The following is a 17,676-nucleotide window of genomic DNA, read 5'->3' as shown; positions in this document are numbered from 1 at the left end:
TACTTGTGGCCGAGATTTGTCCGCGTTTGGACGGATGCGCTCACTCATCCCGTTAAATTATGATAGTACCCCTAAAAAATGCCGACATCATCAACTGAAGGTTGGCTCACCCCTCCCCCCTTGCACCACATGCACCACATGCACCACATGCAAAAGTGGCCAAATTTGGCTGCAATCGCTCACTCAGGGGAGGATGGGGTCGCAATTTTCAAATTTTTTTTTTGCGGGAGATCGAAGTTGAAAATCTGAAAATCTGGAAATCTGGAATGGTCCTATATTGAACGATCTGGAGACAGTCGCTTTTCTTCCAGTCGTATGTCTATAGATCGCTCATAGCTGGCGTTGGAGGCCCACTAAAAACTTGTTTTACTTTTACTTTGACTTGTTCTAATAAGTGGATTTATGATGAATATGATGGGCTATTAAGTTAGAGCAGAAAGAATATCTGGTGGTATGTAACAATCAAATAAGTTTGAAACCATATCTAGAGATAAAGTTTGCATGTGACAAAGCTTAAATTTGCCCACAGTGGACCACTCTGCAAAATTATTTTTGGGCATGACCGAGGCATCCGGCCGCGGAAATTTTGCCACACTCGGCCACTCTGGAGCACTGTCGGTGAGTTTTCGGCAGTAGTTACCCTCTGCAGCCTGTTGCAGATGTCGGACGGTTTTCATTCTGGGTGGGTGGCAGAAAACTGAAAATCTGAAATTCTGGAAAGGTCGGTAATGAGCGATCTGCAGACGGTGGAAGGATTAGCTTTTCTAAACGTTTAAATGCCAAGTCTGCTCTGAAAGCAGGTATCTAATGGCGAAAATCGAGCACCGCCTCAGATAAGTCTGTTTGAATAAAAGCCGTTCATCATCATAAGCAATATTCAGAGCTGGTTTGCACAACAGTTGGAGCCGCTTGTCTTGAATTCTTAATTACGTGAAAACAGTTGATTAATTGACGAAAATAGCCGACTTTCACTCCCTTAAGAATATAAAATAGATGTCAATATGGAAAACATGAGGCATCATGTATTTTGATTTTAGGAAAAATGACGTTTTATTTTACCTATACTCATTTTACCTATACTCCTAAGGGCTGCACGATAATGAAAGGTAACAAGACACGTATATTATTGATATCAATCAGTTTTATTACTGCCTAGATTAATTAACTTGACTAATACAACAATAATACATGGCCACAATGAGGTATTAATTAAATCATGTAAGCAGTTGGACCAACGAAAATATCCTACCGAATTATAGTCATCATATAAATCCATTACCTCCATCCCCAGTGCTGCAATGAAAACTGGAAGCAGGCACTTAACAGTCATTTTTCTTTTTCCCCAAACTAAGACTGCGAAAATAAAAATACTCATACCAAGATGTATATCTATAGCATCTTTTGATAAAGCAACAAAATCTACAATTTGGAGTTTTAAATTTTGAAAGGGCAGTAGCATCAGTGTATGTTTTGATTTATAACCCCAGCAATTGAGGTTATAAATGACTTACAAAACACGGTTATAACTTCCCATACCTAAGTATCACCTCACAGATTTTTTAATCCATTTAAATGTTCTTTAATAAGCCCACAAAACGCAGCAACGTTTCACCCAATACTTAAACTTAAACACCGAGTTTATCAACCGAGGACTTAACTCAATATGGAAAACATGAGGCATCATGTATTTTGATTTTAGGAAAGATGACGTTTTATTTTACCTATACTCAATTTATAGCCGTATCGCCCAAACGTGTATATTGCCAAAGCTAAAGTGTCTATTTTTTTACACATTTATGTTAACAAAATACCGCAAATTTAATTTTAATTGCAGCATGAAGGCCCTTAAAGCCTTTTTTCATCCAAATGTATGAGTCAGTTTTTTTTGCACTTTTATCAGCAAAACAAAGAAAATTAACGTCAATGGCACCGGCAAGCCCTTTAAAGCGGCTTTTTATCCAAAATGATGTGGCCGACTTTTTTACGCCCTTGACCTTAAACAAAATACACATTTAAGATATTGATTTGTATGTATAAATAATTATTGGCGCAATTTTTTGCATTTGAAAATTCGTCCCCTAAGACTGGTCCAGCCAACGGAATTTATAATTTTATAAATTACGGGGCAATTAATGCTCCCGTAATTGACCGATTAATCCGCGTCCCTGTAGGGCAGTAATTTTATTATCTCCAAGGAAGCTTTATGAAATTATCTATGTTTGCGATGCCATTACTGGCCGCAGTAATTTGTACACCTGCTACGGCAGGACTGGTGGAAATCGGTTTAGAGTTGGAAAAATACGCATCACTATCCAACACTTATACGTCCGGAGGCGCCAATGCCATTGTATACGGCAGCATATTAAGCAAAACCTATGCAGATGTAGGTGACAGCTTCTCTGTCTTTGGTGATCTTCGTTCCGGTGGTGTGATGACGCTCGGCGCAAGCGGTCAGGCATCTGGTGATGTGCAATCAAAAATAGCAGCCACCGTATCGGCGGGCGCCACCGTCACAGGCAGCGTAGTTGCGGCGGGTGGGGTCGGCACCATGAGCGCCGGTGCTGGGGTAGGCGGCGACTTTGCAGCGGGCGGGGCATCCGCATTTGCTATTGACGCTAATCTAGCCGGCTCATGGCAGGTTGGGGCCGAGGAACTTAGATTGGATAAGTTATTACTTGAAGCAGACCAAAAGTACAAGGCGGACCCTACGAGTAACTACAATAAAGCCGCCGAGGCGGCAGATGATAATTTTCTTGAAGATGTAAAGTCGAAGATTGATGACAATATAGCCAGTGCCACAACTGAGCTGGTTAATATAAAAAAGAAACTCAATCTCTTAGTCCCAACTGAGACTTTGTCGGCGACGATGAACACAGACAGGACCTTCTTCGCGGGCGTGTACACCGCACCCAGCTGGTCCACGACCGCCGCGACAACACTGCTGTTAGATGCTCAGTTCAAAAAAGTTGACCAGATCTGGGTCTTCAACATCGGTGATATTTTTGCCTTCGGTGGCGTCTCCACAGTTAAAATGATTAACTTGGACGCCAACGCCAAAGCCCAGGTGATCTGGAACACCGGGGGTTACATCAGCATCGGCGATGGCGCTGATATTGTGGGCACGATGATGACCGATCAGCACATCATGGTGGGTGCCAATGCGAAAGTGAAAAGTGCGTCTCAGCAAAGCTGTGCCGGAGTGTATTCAACCGCCTCGTTTGTGTCCATAGGGGACAGTGCAGTTATCGGTGGAGAGGGCTGCTCACCACCAGTGCAGGTGCCGGAACCAGCTACCTACCCTATGTTATTGGCGGGTTTTGGCCTGATGGGTTTCATCACCCGCAGACGTTACAAAAAAGCGGCTTAATACAGGGGCTTAAATGGCTCCTTTCAACTTCCTGACAGCACACCAGCTGATAGGGACCTGAAGGCAGTAAATTTACCGCGATATAGATGGACGCTTCTTTGATGAGAGTTCAAAAGTCCTTGCTCTATAGCAGGGTCTTTTTTGCTTTGATATTCAATTAAAATACCCCACGATTAATGACCCCTGATTAGCAACAGTTAAACCTTGTCTTTTTCTATTGACTATTCAAAGCCCTCGACTACTATCGCCTTTGCCGTACAGTAGATTTTTTGAAAAAAGAGGTTTATTGTGCTTATTTTCGACCACGAAAGCTGGCGTCACTACCATCAATTTAATCACAGATGCATCTGTAAGCTGCATTGATAGTCTGAGATGCTGTTGATGATAGAAGGGATGGCACCGTTCATGGTTCACGCCTGTCAGCCAGACAATGAACCTGTCTCATCCACACGAACGGTAGTGGGCTGAAGATCGAATTCAGTAGCCACATGAGGATGCCACAAAATAAACCTGGATTTGTGAACAAACACTATAAACCCTAATATTGCTTACGTTACGTGAGTTTATTTGCAGCCCGTACTAATGAAAATATGGAAATATGAAAAAATTCATGTTAGATGCAGTAGATGTTCGCATTTTGAGTGCCGTGCAGCAGTTCGGTCAAATAAGTAAAACTAGACTTTCAGAGCTGGTCAACCTGTCATCAACACCATGCTGGATTCGACTAGAAAAACTCAAAAAGGCCGGATATATAAAGGGTTATCGAGGTGAAATTGCTATCGATAAAATTATCGATCTTGTAAAAGTTATTGTTACAGTTTCACTTAAAACTCATAATAGAACAGATTTTCAGCGGTTTGAAAATTGCATTCAAAGAGTCGATGAAATAGTAGAATGTAGCGCAACTGGCGGTGGTTCAGACTATGTGATGAAAGTAATTACAGCTAGCCTCAATGATTTTCAAAATCTGATGGATGATTTACTCAATAAAGAGATAGGTATTGACCGTTATATTACTTATGTTGTCACCAGAGATGTTAAATCAACGCCTCTTAGCTTGTTAAAACTATTAGAAAATAAAAAAAATCCGTAGCGATCATGTTCAATTCTTTTAAACTTTTTTGTTTAAATTTTATGAAGTTAGGCCGCAGGCGATGCAGCGATACAAAAGTTGCTAAGATCCGCACACAGCAGTCCTGTGAATAAATCTCTGATACGTCAGCTAACTTAGATTTTAGCGGGTATGACCATCGAAAAGCTCGTTTTTAAATCAGGCCAGCTACATTGAACCACTCGAATGATGTTCGCTAAGGAAAAATAGCATGGCCAACTTGCTTTTGCAGGCACCCTAGCGCCACCCGACATCCGACATCCGACATCCAAAAACCAAAAACCAATGCAGGCGATATTTCCATATCCCATTGACTTCGCCCACGATTTTTTTCGGCCTGCTAGGCGGACAGGAAACTGGACTCGGGAAGGGAATGGGCACGACAACATGCCGTCACCGTATTGGCCAGTAGACAGGCAATGGTCATCGGACCGACGCCACCAGGAACCGGCGTGATCGCTCCGGCGATTTTTTTGGCAGCCTCATAATCAACATCGCCGACAAGCCTTGTAATGCCGTCGCCCTGTTCAATGCGATTGATACCCACATCGATCACCGTTGCGCCAGGCTTTATCCATTCGCCCTTGACGAAAAGAGGCTGTCCTAGCGCTGCGACAACGATATCTGCACCGCTCACGATCTCCGGTATATTTCGCGTACGAGAATGGACTACGGTCACTGTGCAGCTATCTTTGAGCAACAACTGCGCCATAGGTTTGCCGACGATATTTGAACGCCCAATCACCACAGCATTGAGGCCCGAAAGGCTACCGTAATGCTCGCGGAGCATCATCAGACATCCAAAAGGGGTGCAGGGCAACATAGCCTGCTGCCCCGTCGCAAGCAGACCAGCATTAGAAATATGAAACCCGTCTACGTCCTTGGCCGAGTCAATCGCATTGATCACTACCGCTTCGTCGAGATGCTCCGGCAAAGGAAGCTGAACGAGGATCCCATGCACCGCCGAGTCTGTATTGAGCTGATTGATCAGAGCCAGTAGTTTGGCCTCAGTGGTGTGTGCAGGTAACTTGTGCTCGTAGGAGTTCATACCGACCTCGACAGTTTGCTTGCCCTTCGAGCGAACATAGACCTGAGATGCCGGATCGTCCCTCACTAGCACTACCGCTAGGCCGGGAGTGATCCCGTGTGTTTGATTTTATCGAAAGTTTGTCGATACAAGCCAATGATCGACAAGAATTGATGCCGGTGGGTTATTCACTATGTAAAGCAGCGCCGCAAAGTGGCAAGCTCGCTCAGCAGCGTAAAAACGCCCCGAACACAGGGGATTCCGTTACTGCGTGTTACTGCCTAACCTTACTCGGTGGAGGCGGGCAGCCCCGCGGCCCCTCCATTTTCGGTGACCCAGTTCGCATTGGCTTTGATCCCGCCCAGGGGGAAGAAATGCACTTGCTTGATGCCAAAGTTCGGATGGCGCTCCTTATGGGCGGCAAGCTCGGTCAATAATTCGGTGGGTTCATAGGGCAGAAGCAGTTTGGTTACATCCTTTGCCCTGCGTTGCAGCACCCGCATGCTGGGGCCTACGCCACAAGACAAAGAGTATTTTATCAGGGTATTGAGCTTAGCCGGTCCGGCCACGCCGATATGGATTGGCAGATTAATACCCTCGCCCGCTAGCCGGTCAGCCCAAGCGATTACTGGGGCAGCCTCGAAACAGAACTGGGTGGTGATCGCGACACTGGCATCAGTGCGCTCGGTAAAAGCCTGTTTCCACTTCAGGGATTGCGTCACCATTTTGTCGGAACCATCTGGGTCAATATCTCGGTTTCTTTCTGGATGGCCCGCGAAATGCAAATTCTTAAATCCGTCGAAGAGTCCCGTCTCGATCATCTGCATACAATTTTCGTATTCGCCAGTTGGGGTATTAACGCCACCGCCTAAGAGCAGTCCTTGCTCAACCCCCGCCTCCCCTTGATATAGTGCTATCCACTGGGCTAGCTCGGCCCTATCCTTGAGCAGGCGAGCGGGAAAATGGGGCATGACCGGGAAGCCCTCATCAGCCAGACGGCGCGCCGTACGAACCATATCCTCAATCGGCGTTCCCTCGATATGGGCTATATAGACGCGGGTGCCTGTCGGTAGAATGTCGCGGAACCTCTCCACCTTGTCGGCTATCCGCGGTATCACCTCAATCGAATAGCCGCTTAGAAAGTTATCCAGCAAGCAGGATGTCTGATCCTCTGTGCTGGCAGCGGAAGGTTTGTGAAGAAAAGAGAGCAGCCCCATAAAACTATCCTATATATTGGTGGGTGTTCTAACCCGTGGTTTTAACGATTAATAAGTGACCGCAGACCCAGTGGTAGCCATTTTACTCTTTGGCTATTGCAACCTTCGGTACTTAAAACGCGATACTCATGTTCGCTTTACGAAATGCTTAGGCTAAAGCCTGAACATAAAGACGAGCCTGCGCTGGCAACTCACTCATTATGCTTTTTTGTTTACTGATATTAAGTCACCGCGATTTTCTTAAGTGGATCAAAGAACGGCTTTTCGACAACGGTGGCTGTTGTTTTACCGCTAGGCGTCTCGACCTCGAAACGGGTGCCAAGCGCCGCTTGGTCTGTGCCAACCATTGCCAACGCAATATTTAGCTCCAAACGCGGAGAAAACACGGCAGAAGTGACCTTACCTACTTGTTCGCCATCTTTTTCCAGAGCCCAGAACCTGGAGTTAGGACCTGTCAGTGCAGGGCCATCGATCACCAAACCAACTTGCTTGCGTGATACACCTTCTTCACGGATACGTTTGAGGGCAGACTTCCCGATGAAGTCGGCCTCGATATCTAATTCGACCAAGCGTTCCATACCCAATTCATAGGGGTTGGTATTGATGTCCATATCGGCTTGATAGGACATCATACCGCCCTCAATACGTCTAATTGTCGACGTGTGACCCGGCTGAAGACCGAACGGAGCACCTGCAGCCATTATCTTCTCCCACAGCTCATCACCCTTGGAGCCATCGAGCAAATATAATTCATAGCCGATTTCGCTTGACCACCCGGTTCGGGAAACGATCAGTGGAATACCGTCAAGATCATATTCCCGCAGCCAGTAATACTTAAGGTCGGTGATACTTTCGCCGAATAGCGCTTGCATAATTTTGCCGGACTGAGGACCTTGCAACTGCAGTGGTGAAACATCCGGTTCGTGGATAGTGACATCTAAGGAGCAGTTAATAGCGACGCCCTGCGCCCAAAGCAAAATATCGCTGTCAGCCAGAGAGATCCAAAAACGGTTTTCCTCTAGACGAAGCAGTATAGGATCGTTCAAAACACCACCCTCAGCATTTGTCATCAGTACATATTTACACTGGCCTATAGCAAACTTTGAAAGGTCTCGCGGAGTAAGCATCTGAACAAATTTTGCGGCGTCCGGACCGGTGATCTCTACCTGACGCTCAACGGCAACATCACAAAGAATTGCCGTGTTGACCAAATTCCAGAAATTTTGTATTGGATCACCGAAATCCCGGGGGATATACATGTGGTTATACACCGAGAACCCTTTGGCACCCCAGCGTAAGGTTGCATCGAAGTATGGTGATTTGCGAATTTGTGTTCCAAAGCCAAATTCCTGATGTTCTTGTTTAGCCATTTCCTAATCCTCATAATTTGTGCCCTCATCTATATTGGGTGTCATGACACAGCGCTTTAACAGAGAAAAGGATATTAGGATTTTGCATACACAGTGGTATAAATAGATGCTGCAAAAATGGGCAATTGGACTTTTATTTAGCGTTTTTCAGTCTATTCGGTCTAAAGCCAAAAAATCACCGATCTAAATAGTCTTCGATCCAACCAATAAGTGCATAGCTTGATTGAATAGAGAAAGCGGCCAGCGGCTTGTAGGCTGATCTAAGATACTCCCGCAAGAGATGGCCAATGATATAGGAGGGTCGTTATTAGTCAGCCAATGCCACAAACTGAAATGTAATAAAAGTGAGCGTGGCTATCGCTATAAACAAGCGCAGAGAAAGTCAAATTAGCGTCGCTTGCAAGCTGCAAAGGCCAACAAGATGATACTGATGATGGTTAGCTTATAAAGTTAAAACGGTGAGAGCTGAAGCGCAGAACAAATGACCGGATGGTTACTCAAGACCCAAGCAGTGCGGAGCAGCCATGAAACACTCTCTCTTTATGGAAGTTTGTCGAGAAAACCCAGTGATCGACGCGAAGCGACGTTGGTGGGTAGTTCACATTTACCGAAGGTAGAGGGCTGGGTAATGGGTTCAAGAATGCAAGAAGAACTTTTTTGTGATGCTTTAACCATGGCTATTTGGCAACGCCCCCAAGGTAAGGCACAACATGTAGGGAATGGCCGTCCCCTTTTCAAATGTTGTAACGCAGCACTGAGTTTCGGCCTAAGCTCCCTTCGGGCGGGTTTCAAATCCCCAACTACTGCATTATTTGTATTGGACATAGGAATGCTATGCCTCAATACCTTTGCCTTGTATTTGACGATTTGAACTCCCGCTGAACTCTGCATCTTGAGGTCACTTGGGTATATACTCAAAGCCATTGGAGTTGCAGCTAGGCGGCAAAGGAACTCAGCCCCATGAGCTTAGATGGTCTAAGTGAATGGGGTACTAAATGCCCGCCACCCATACCGTCGATGACTTAAGTCACACGCTTTGTTGGTAGTATGAGTAAAAGAGGGTAAGGGTAGTATAGGTATCACTAAAACTCTGCACTTCAACAGGTAACGCTTCAGTAATTTATTGAGATTTTTTTACTATCAATTATTTTTGCCACAGCATAATCCTGAGTGTGTTTATTTAAAAACGAGGGTTTTATTGCCATACAAAAACACACGATTTTCGCAATGCAATTTTACGGCACGGGCTAATGCAATTGTTTCGGTATCTCGACCAATGGAAACTAATTGTTCAGCACCATAAGTATGATCAACCGGTTGAACCGCTTGCTCAATAATCGGCCCTTCATCCAAATCTGAAGTAACATAATGCGCTGTTGCACCAATGAGTTTCACACCACGCTCATAGGCTTGATGATAAGGCCTGGCACCTTTAAAACCAGGTAGGAAGGAATGGTGAATATTAATAGCGTTTCCTGATAACTCTTTACATAAACTATCTGATAAAATTTGCATATATCGAGCAAGAACAACCAGTTCTGTATCTGTTTCTTTGACTACATCAAGCAAGGCCAATTCTTGCTCTCTTTTATTTTCTTTGATGATAGGTAAATGAACAAAACGAATGCCTTCTCGCTCAACCATATGCCGAAGATCCTTGTGGTTCGAAACTACTGCCGTAATTTCTATTGGTAATTCTCCTTTATGAAAACGATAGAGCAAATTAGCAAGGCAATGATCTGATTTACTGACCATGATTAAAACACGTTTAGGAATTGAAGAGTCATAAAGCTCCCAAGCCATATCGAACTGTTTGGCGATATATGTAAAACCTTCTTTAATCAAACTAATATCAAAATCTTTTGATTCGATTCGGCAGACCAGACGCATAAAAAAACGCCCATTACTTTCATCATCATACTGGTTCAATTCAGATATATAACAACCGTTAGTCCATAAAAAAGATGCTGCAGCCGCTACGATACCTCCTGTGGCAGCACATGAGACCTTAAGTACAAGCTCAGTTGATTGAGACTTTAGCTTTTCCATGATTCTGACCTTATTTTTGAACATAGGTGAAATAGAACGTCGTTGCAACATCACAAAGTATTGCCGTGTTGACCAAATTCCAGAGGTTTTGCGTTGGATCACCGAAATCTCGGGGTATATATATGTGGTTATACACCAAGACCCCTTTGGCTTCCCAACGTAAGGTTGCATCGAAGTATGGTGATTTGCGAATTTGTGTTCCAAAGCCAAATTCTTGATGTTTTTGTTTAGCCATTTCCTCATCCTCATATTGTGCAATCACCTATATTGGGTGGCATGACACAAAGCTTTAACAGAGAAAAGGATATTAATATTTTGCATACACAGTGGTATAAATAGAGGCTGCAAAAAGGGGCAATTGGACTTTTATTTAGTATTTTTCAGTCTATTTGGTCTAAAGCCAAAAAATCACTGATCTCAATAGTCTTAGATCCAACCAATAAGTGCATAGCTTGATTGAATAGAGAAAGCGGCCAGCGGCTTGTAGGCTGATCAAATATACTCCAGCAAGAGATGGCCAATGATATAGGAGGGTAGTTAGACAATGCCTAGAACTGTAGTGGTCAAGTAATATTAGCCCTTTTAGGCATTAACCGCATAGCGGCTACAATGTCCGCTATGGTGGCAAACTTGCCGTACAAAAATCGGAAAATATGGATTATGTATGACCGCAATTGGCACAGACTGTGTAAAAACTATTGATCACCTTTTGGTCTAAGTACAAGATACTTATGATCAATGAATCGTAGTCAGCGATCCAACTTCGAGACCGAGTTTAGTATAATAAGGGGGTAAGCCAAACTAGAGAAAAGCTGATATGTCTCATCATATTAAAGGCCAATCAAGACACCAATCGACACGCTTCCCAGAAGCAATAGATGACTTTGTTACCGAAGACAATCCAATACGTGTTATCGATATGTTTGTCGACCAACTTGATTGACTAAGCCTAAACAGATTATTAACCACTCCATGACAGGAGAGAAATCGTTGAGCCTGACCTTGTGATTTAAATTTCCTCATCTGCCTTTCCTGTTGTCGACTAAATTGATGGGATGATTCGCATTTATTATTTTCGTATTGATTTGTAGAATGCCCCACATCAGGTATCAGTTCTTTTATTGCTGCTGAATAACTACGAAATTTAACGGTGACGATCCTGATTGGCTCGGCTTGTTGCCCTTTGAGTAATTTTCTGAAGAATCGTCTCATTGCTTTCTTGTCTTTACGTTTCTGAACCAGAATATCAATTTCATCGCCATCCTGATCGACAGCCAGCCAAAGATAATGCAGGACGCCGTTGATCTTGATAAATACTTCATCTAGTTACCAGATATCACCCAATCGTCCACGGTTCTTTTCCAGCAGCCCGCAATAGCTTTAACCGAATTTATGGCACCAATTTCTGATGGTTTTCTCACTGACGGTAATGCCTCTTGCTGCCAGCAATTCTTCGATGTCACGAAAGCTAAGTGTAAATCTGTAATAAAGCCACACAGCGTGACTGATTATTTGGGGTGGATAGCGATATCCGGCATAAATATTGGTATTTTGCATGCCCAGATTATCGCATGTTTCTGAGTCAGCTTGTTAACTTGACAGTACCCTCTCGGTGGATTTTTCCGTAGTAGGTACCCTCCAGGCCAGTTGGTGGTGTCTGACGGTTTTCACTTTAGGTGGGGTGGCGGAAAACTGAAAACCTGAAATTCTGGAATGGGCTGGTTTGAGCGAACCTGACAGTCAGAACTTTCAAGTTATAGCGCATTGTCAGGTTTTTTTACACAATTGGACTCATAGATATTTCATCTGAAAATCGATTCTAGATCACTTATTGAGGTAGCCTCAGCAGGTATTATTAAAGTTGATGACTCAGATTTTAACGCTGGTGCTGGCCAAATCACTTTTAAAGAATTTGTATTAGGAACAATCAACCCATTTTACACTCCAACAGATTACGGAGGTGACATTAGTGATCCAGATGTAAGTTTCGACGGTTGGTTTATGGGCCAAAGTCTAAGTGCAACCCCAACTGTTGATTGCCCAGGTGCGGCAGCTACGGCTTGTATTGTAGGCTCACCAACAGGCCCATTATCTCTGGATGGTGCAGCGCCGGACACCTTCATTTCAAATGACGCCTCAAACCCCTCATCACCAATATTAAGTGGAACGCCTTTATTTAATGGCGGTATCGCAATATTGTTCAGTATTGATCAATTTGGTGTAGGTTTCGATGGTGGCTTTTTTGATACAGTTGCGTCTACCGCTATCACGGCATTTGCAAGAGATGGTAGTCTGATTGGATCCGTAGCAAACACTGTTACTGGTATCGAGTTTTTAGGTTTAGTAACGGATGATAATACTGCATCCATTGCCGGTGTGTTTTTGGATTTAGTTGGTTCTGAGCCAGCCGGTTTTGCTATCGACAACATTCGCTTTGGTGGTGTTGATGATATCAATGTTGAAGACGTACCAGAGCCTGCCACTTATCTAATCATGGTCCTTGGTTTAGCCGGACTTGTAGTATCTCGAAAAACCAAAAAACAGTAAGTAAAATATGTGACAAAACACATTCGTGTTTATATCTACAATCTTCAAAAGGCTACAATCGTAGCCTTTTTATTTTATTATTATCTGTCGTTCCGCACTTAAATTAACCATTAACATTGTTTAATGAATCATGAAAAAAAGCTTGACGTAGATCTCCGTTCTTGATCTATTACTCTCTTTTGAGAGCTAGAATTATGTCCTCACCTTTTACTAAAACATTAGAACACCACGGTCTGGTTGCAGGTTCGCAGAATTTCAGTTTTTCAGTTTGCCCCTACCCCACCCACCGAAACGCACACCTTTGAAATTTCAATTCGGAAAAAGTTCGGAGTTCGGTCAGGTTAAACTGTGAGTTTTCTTGGGCTTACATGGTGACGACAACGTCAACAACCCAAAAAGTTCGGTATAGTTTCGGTTATGCACTCAAGAGGTTTATGCGCCGGAAAAAAGCGTTACTTTTCTTGAGCTCGAAGGGTAAATTTTAGATTCTCTCCTTGCCTCATAATCGTCAGGCCCCCTCTTCGAGCCAGGGAAGGGCCACCATTTTTCTGTTACAAATTATCGAGTTACCTCACACCCACCGACTTATAGATTTTGGGTCTCACCCATTTGCTTCCGAAAACACTCTGTGCTGCTCTTTTGTGCCCCGCGAGCCGCTGCGTGATTTTCACTACTGCCCATCACAGACGTACTCGGCCAGCGAAATTTTGTTGTAGGTTGCAACTGCGGGGACATATTGGTGGTTTTTAGGCTGCGTTTGGGACACTAGCAACAAATTTTGGAGACTGTGGATGTGGCGGTCAGTGATGGTTGATGGGTCAAGTTGAGCTATCGCATGTGTCATTAGCTATGCGTCGCAAATGTGCCCAGGCTGTGTGAAAACTCCAATCTATGGATTTTCGTCTTTAACTTTGACTTAAAAACCTTCTCTACAATGAATATTGATGGTGATTTGCGGTTAATCTTTTTTTTCATTGATACAGCAACGTATTGTCAACAGCGAAAAATTAGTTTTTACACAGCCTGTGCCATAAGCGGACATACCCGACTACTCTACAAGGTCGCTTCTGGTGAGGCTCAGTGGTCAAGTCAGTTATCCTTTATAAGCTTGCCAAGAATCATCCGCTTTCCAAGTATCAATCCATTCAGGAATATCCGCAGCAGGCATGGGTCTAGCAATACTATAACCCTGTGCTAACTCACACCCCAGTTGCAACAGTGCTAATCCATGGGCGATAGTTTCTACTCCCTCAGCAATCACGTCACGCCGGAATGCCTGAGCTAACCCTATGACGCTCTCAACAATCGCTAAATCGTCGGTATCTTCTAGCATGTCACCCACGAAACTCTTGTCGATTTTAATCATTTGAGCAGGCAGGCGTCTGAGATGGTTGAGTGATGAATATCCCGTGCCAAAGTCATCTAAGGCAAAGCGCACACCTAAGTCATGGCAAGCATTCATCGTGGCAGACACTCGGCTGATGTTACTTAACTCACTGGTTTCCAGTACTTCCAATTCTAAACAGCTTGGGTCCACTTTAGGATGGGCTGCCAACAATGCCGTTAAGCGAGTGACGAAGTCGGGTTGTTGTAATTGATAGGCATTAATATTGACACTGACAGAAAGATGTAATCCCATGTTTCGCCACTGGCTTATTTGGGTCAGTGTATTGTCTATGACCCATTCACCCATTCCCAAACCAATGGCATGGCCTTCTATAGCGTATAAGAACTCTGAAGGTGGGACTAAACCACGAACAGGATGCTGCCAGCGAATTAAAGCTTCTACGCCTATCACTTCACTAGTGTGCATATTGACCTTAGGTTGATAGTGAAGAACAAACTCACATTTATCCAACGCTGAACTAATATCACCTATACTTTGCCCAAGAGTCTTGCTCGCATTATCTTGTGCAGTATCAAAAAAATGATAACGGTTTTTACCTGATTGCTTAGCAATATACATGGCTTGGTCGGCGTGACGTATGAGTAGGTCTGCACCTACATGGTCTTGTGGATAAAAACTTACACCTATACTAGCTGAAACTTGCATTACGGCATCACCCAAGTAAACAGGATCGGAAGCGGCCTTTAGTAGTCGTTTTAATACAGGCTCACTATCTTCAATGTTTTCCAAATCAACCATAACCGCAATAAATTCATCGCCGCCAATACGTGCCAGCGTATCACCTTCACGTAATGTTTCTTTCATGCGATGTGCCACTTCAATGAGTAGTTCATCTCCTACATTATGGCCGTGGCGGTCATTGACGGCTTTGAAGCCATCTAAATCCGTAAATGCAACGGCTAATGACTGATTGCGACGTTGACTTCAGTGATACTGCCAGAGCCATCGGTTATTATGATCCCCTCATGGGTATGGGTGAACACGCTGGCCGCGCGTTTTAGCTTTTCTTCGGTTTGTTTTTTTTCAATGGCGATACTTGCCATATTTGCGGTTTGTTCAATTATGGCAAGATCAGCTTCTGTTGGATGATTAATGTTGCGATGATAGATAGCGAAAGTGCCGAGCACTTTACCTTTTGTGGAGCGTATTGGTTCCGACCAACATGCGCCTAACCCTGCCTCTTTTGCTAGTTCTTTATAGGTCACCCAGTAAGCATGTGTCTGAATATCATCAACAATTACACGCTGATTAATAAAGGCGGCGGTTCCGCAGGAGCTAACCCCTTCGCCAATCTCTATGCCATGAATCGCTTCGTTATAAAAATCGGGAAGACTGGATGCTGTGCCGCTTAATAGATGTTTTCCTGTATCGTCTAGTAATAAAACACTACATAACATGGCTGGGTTATCTTGCTCAACAACCTTCACAATGGCATCCAGAATAATTGGCAACGGCTTCCCTTTCGTAATTAGCTCTAACACATGAGTGCGAGATTTCTCACGTAATTCGGCTTGTTTACGTTCAGTGATATCAATATGAACCCCATTCATTCGAATAGCTAAACCATCTTTATCACGCAGAAAAACTCTACCTATATCGTGAATCCATCTCCACTGATTATCCCCACACTTCACTCGAAACTTGGCATCGTAAACCTCTGTCTCTTTATTTAAGTGTTTTTCAATAAGTTTACTTGTGGCTTCCAAATCATCAGGATGAACAATAGAAGCCCAATTTGTGAGTCCATCAATCACATCTGAGAATAATTCAGTATTTAATCTGAAGTCTTCATCTTTGTATTTTTTTTGAGTTACCCATGTTTCATTCGCAATAATGCGATCTTCTTGAGGATAATAGTCCCAGCAACCAATATTTGCTCCTGAAACAGCATCGCTCAAACATTTAATATTTTCCTTATATATTAACTGCTGTCCTTCCAAGTGATGAAGATTGGAAATATCCGTGAGTGAACTAATAATATTTCCATTATCGCTTTTAACCAACCTCATTTGAAATGTGTTTTTGTCACTCTTATATTTAAAAAAATATTCCTGAACTGTAGATGATGTCACACATTTTTCAAAAATCGTCCTCAGTTTTTGACTCTCATCCACACAAAAAAGATCAAATATCGAAACAGATTGAATTTCACTGACGGATAGCCTTCTGAGGATACGCTCCTGTTCATTAAAGAAAATATAGTTCCCTTCCAAAGGGGTAAGCTCAGCAATTCCAGAAGGCTGGAGGTTAAATATTTTGACTAAATCAACTTCTGTCATTCGACTCCCAAGTTATTTCTGAACAATATTGTTTTTTGATTCAATTATTTATTTCAATCAAAATGTAAATACAGAGAAAGTCTGTGCATAAAAAGCTTAAATGGCAACATACTTTATTAGAAATATAGGGTCAATCTTTAAAGGCTAACATCTAGTTAGTGCCGGTCCTGAAATGGATGTCTACTGCGAGTGATGAACATAAAAACACCTTATATTTTAGAATTGTTGATACGATAATTTACGTACTTTAATACAAGCATTTACGCAATGTGGGAGCCTGGAGATCAGTTTGCTGCTAGTCTGCTTACCTTTCTGTCACCAGAAAGCTCTAGGCTGGAATGCCATTCGTAGAACTTAAACATTCAAGGTGTTTCTTTAGAGAATAATTTATATTCGCCAACATCCATTATTACTGTTTCAGGGTTTGCGGTACACTTCCGAAGTAGACTAGTCGATGGTAAACTGGAGTTAGTCGATAGTGACTCGCAGCCCTAAGACGTTAGCCTGCTAAATAAACAGGCTCTATTTTGTAACTTACACTACACGAGCGACAGTGTAGATTTTTTCCTAGGGCTTGATGTAAATATTGCTGCCTAGCAACATACTCACTTTGATATATCCCGCCCGATAGTCACGTTAGGCTGTGCTGACATCAAAAGCTGAACGGGTCTACGACCACTGGGCGCAACAGACTTATTGGCGCCTTTATGTTGTGATTAACTAAAACAATTATATGGGCTGACTGACAATTCAGTTTCAGTTGTCAGGCCTATCAATGGATAATATCTGATGAAAAATACCGTAGCCTCTCTATTAAAGCAGCAAGCCCAGTGCGTATTAGCCACCCTCGGTGATGAAGAGCTAGCGTTACATCTAATGGCTTATGCCATCTCAACAGATTTGGATGAAATCTACCTGGCATCGCTCGAAAACACCCAAAAAGTAAAAAATATGCGTGCTAACCCCAATGTCACCTGTCTTTGGGATAATCGCACAGGCAAGAATGACGATCATATCGCTGGTTTGGCCATGAGTGGATTTGGCAAGGCCCACGAACTAACAGGTGAGTCAGCTCAATCAGCGCAGCGCTTGTTGTTGCAACGCAATGCAACCCTGAAACAACTATTATCAGAGCCCAGCATAGTTATTTTTGCGCTGCAGATTGATCGTTACCAATGGGTAGAAGGCTATACTCGAGTGATAATCTATAAACCACAAAAATCTTAAGTTCTGCCGCCACACGATTAAACGTTTGGCAGACTATCAGGACTTAGATTCTAATTAGAAGTTGGTATTCAAAA

Annotated in this window: 14 protein-coding genes and 2 pseudogenes; 6 read left to right on the top strand and 10 right to left on the bottom strand. The window is 43.4% G+C overall.

Going from position 1 to position 17,676, the window contains the following annotated elements; genetic code table 11:
* Nucleotides 1-1,132: 1,132 nt before the first annotated feature.
* Nucleotides 1,133-1,459 (bottom strand): hypothetical protein, encoded by a 327-nt coding sequence (locus CXF95_RS22700; RefSeq protein ID WP_101200823.1) that lies wholly within the window; start codon nucleotides 1,457-1,459, stop codon nucleotides 1,133-1,135.
* Nucleotides 1,460-2,203: 744 nt separating this feature from the next.
* On the opposite strand from CXF95_RS22700, the gene CXF95_RS22690 reads away from it, so the two are divergent.
* Together CXF95_RS22690 and CXF95_RS22685 are read left to right on the top strand one after the other, a co-directional pair.
* Entirely contained in the window at nucleotides 2,204-3,367 is a 1,164-nt protein-coding gene (locus tag CXF95_RS22690; RefSeq protein WP_101200821.1) for an ice-binding family protein, read from the top strand.
* A gap of 610 nt (nucleotides 3,368-3,977) precedes the next feature.
* On the top strand, nucleotides 3,978-4,460 hold the full coding sequence (locus CXF95_RS22685; protein WP_198556681.1) for an Lrp/AsnC family transcriptional regulator: 483 nt from the start codon (nucleotides 3,978-3,980) through the stop codon (nucleotides 4,458-4,460).
* Nucleotides 4,461-4,594: 134 nt separating this feature from the next.
* Here CXF95_RS22685 and CXF95_RS29700 read toward each other — a convergent pair whose 3' ends face one another.
* From CXF95_RS29700 to CXF95_RS22670, 4 genes are all read right to left on the bottom strand, one after another.
* Nucleotides 4,595-4,789: a hypothetical protein gene (locus CXF95_RS29700; protein ID WP_157828221.1), complete on the bottom strand. Its 195-nt coding sequence runs from the start codon at nucleotides 4,787-4,789 to the stop codon at nucleotides 4,595-4,597.
* 29 nt (nucleotides 4,790-4,818) lie between these two features.
* Nucleotides 4,819-5,619, bottom strand: a complete 801-nt coding sequence (gene folD, locus CXF95_RS22680) for a bifunctional methylenetetrahydrofolate dehydrogenase/methenyltetrahydrofolate cyclohydrolase FolD (RefSeq protein ID WP_101200819.1) — start codon at nucleotides 5,617-5,619, stop codon at nucleotides 4,819-4,821.
* A 173-nt stretch (nucleotides 5,620-5,792) separates the two neighbouring features.
* Nucleotides 5,793-6,722 (bottom strand): 5,10-methylenetetrahydrofolate reductase, encoded by a 930-nt coding sequence (locus CXF95_RS22675; protein ID WP_101200818.1) that lies wholly within the window; start codon nucleotides 6,720-6,722, stop codon nucleotides 5,793-5,795.
* Between the two features lie 221 nt (nucleotides 6,723-6,943).
* The gene (locus tag CXF95_RS22670) at nucleotides 6,944-8,092 is read right to left on the bottom strand and encodes a glycine cleavage T C-terminal barrel domain-containing protein (protein ID WP_101200817.1); all 1,149 of its coding nucleotides are present in this window, start codon (nucleotides 8,090-8,092) and stop codon (nucleotides 6,944-6,946) included.
* Between the two features lie 481 nt (nucleotides 8,093-8,573).
* Between CXF95_RS22670 and CXF95_RS22665 the strand changes: the two genes are divergently transcribed.
* The gene (locus tag CXF95_RS22665; protein WP_101200816.1) at nucleotides 8,574-8,963 is read left to right on the top strand and encodes a hypothetical protein; all 390 of its coding nucleotides are present in this window, start codon (nucleotides 8,574-8,576) and stop codon (nucleotides 8,961-8,963) included.
* Nucleotides 8,964-9,268: 305 nt separating this feature from the next.
* Here CXF95_RS22665 and purU read toward each other — a convergent pair whose 3' ends face one another.
* Together purU and CXF95_RS22655 are read right to left on the bottom strand one after the other, a co-directional pair.
* Complete coding sequence (gene purU, locus CXF95_RS22660; protein ID WP_101200815.1) at nucleotides 9,269-10,141, bottom strand: formyltetrahydrofolate deformylase; 873 nt, start codon at nucleotides 10,139-10,141, stop codon at nucleotides 9,269-9,271.
* A gap of 10 nt (nucleotides 10,142-10,151) precedes the next feature.
* Nucleotides 10,152-10,376: a hypothetical protein gene (locus CXF95_RS22655; RefSeq protein WP_198556679.1), complete on the bottom strand. Its 225-nt coding sequence runs from the start codon at nucleotides 10,374-10,376 to the stop codon at nucleotides 10,152-10,154.
* Nucleotides 10,377-10,958: 582 nt separating this feature from the next.
* On the opposite strand from CXF95_RS22655, the gene CXF95_RS31190 reads away from it, so the two are divergent.
* A complete protein-coding gene (locus CXF95_RS31190; RefSeq protein ID WP_255418949.1) occupies nucleotides 10,959-11,084 on the top strand; it encodes a hypothetical protein in 126 nt (41 codons plus the stop codon).
* Between the two features lie 17 nt (nucleotides 11,085-11,101).
* On the opposite strand, the pseudogene CXF95_RS30865 reads toward CXF95_RS31190, so the two are convergent.
* Together CXF95_RS30865 and CXF95_RS30860 are read right to left on the bottom strand one after the other, a co-directional pair.
* Nucleotides 11,102-11,455: pseudogene (locus tag CXF95_RS30865) on the bottom strand (transposase); the annotation flags it as partial.
* A 66-nt stretch (nucleotides 11,456-11,521) separates the two neighbouring features.
* The gene (locus tag CXF95_RS30860) at nucleotides 11,522-11,698 is read right to left on the bottom strand and encodes a transposase (protein WP_232787992.1); all 177 of its coding nucleotides are present in this window, start codon (nucleotides 11,696-11,698) and stop codon (nucleotides 11,522-11,524) included.
* A 444-nt stretch (nucleotides 11,699-12,142) separates the two neighbouring features.
* Here CXF95_RS30860 and CXF95_RS22645 point away from each other — a divergent pair, with 444 nt between their 5' ends.
* Nucleotides 12,143-12,688 carry a PEP-CTERM sorting domain-containing protein gene (locus CXF95_RS22645; protein WP_232787991.1) on the top strand — a complete coding sequence of 182 codons (546 nt, stop codon included), beginning with the start codon at nucleotides 12,143-12,145 and terminating at the stop codon, nucleotides 12,686-12,688.
* A gap of 1,093 nt (nucleotides 12,689-13,781) precedes the next feature.
* Here the strand turns inward: CXF95_RS22645 and CXF95_RS22640 are convergent.
* Nucleotides 13,782-16,375, bottom strand: a pseudogene (locus CXF95_RS22640) (EAL domain-containing protein).
* Between the two features lie 789 nt (nucleotides 16,376-17,164).
* Between CXF95_RS22640 and CXF95_RS22635 the strand changes: the two are divergent.
* The gene (locus tag CXF95_RS22635; protein ID WP_101200813.1) at nucleotides 17,165-17,602 is read left to right on the top strand and encodes a pyridoxamine 5'-phosphate oxidase family protein; all 438 of its coding nucleotides are present in this window, start codon (nucleotides 17,165-17,167) and stop codon (nucleotides 17,600-17,602) included.
* Nucleotides 17,603-17,676 lie beyond the last annotated feature (74 nt).

This window comes from Paraglaciecola sp. MB-3u-78 (assembly GCF_002835935.1).
Classification (GTDB): Bacteria; Pseudomonadota; Gammaproteobacteria; order Enterobacterales; family Alteromonadaceae; genus Paraglaciecola.
Note: the sequence above shows the minus strand (reverse complement) of the source record. Positions and strands in the feature narration are given on the sequence as shown.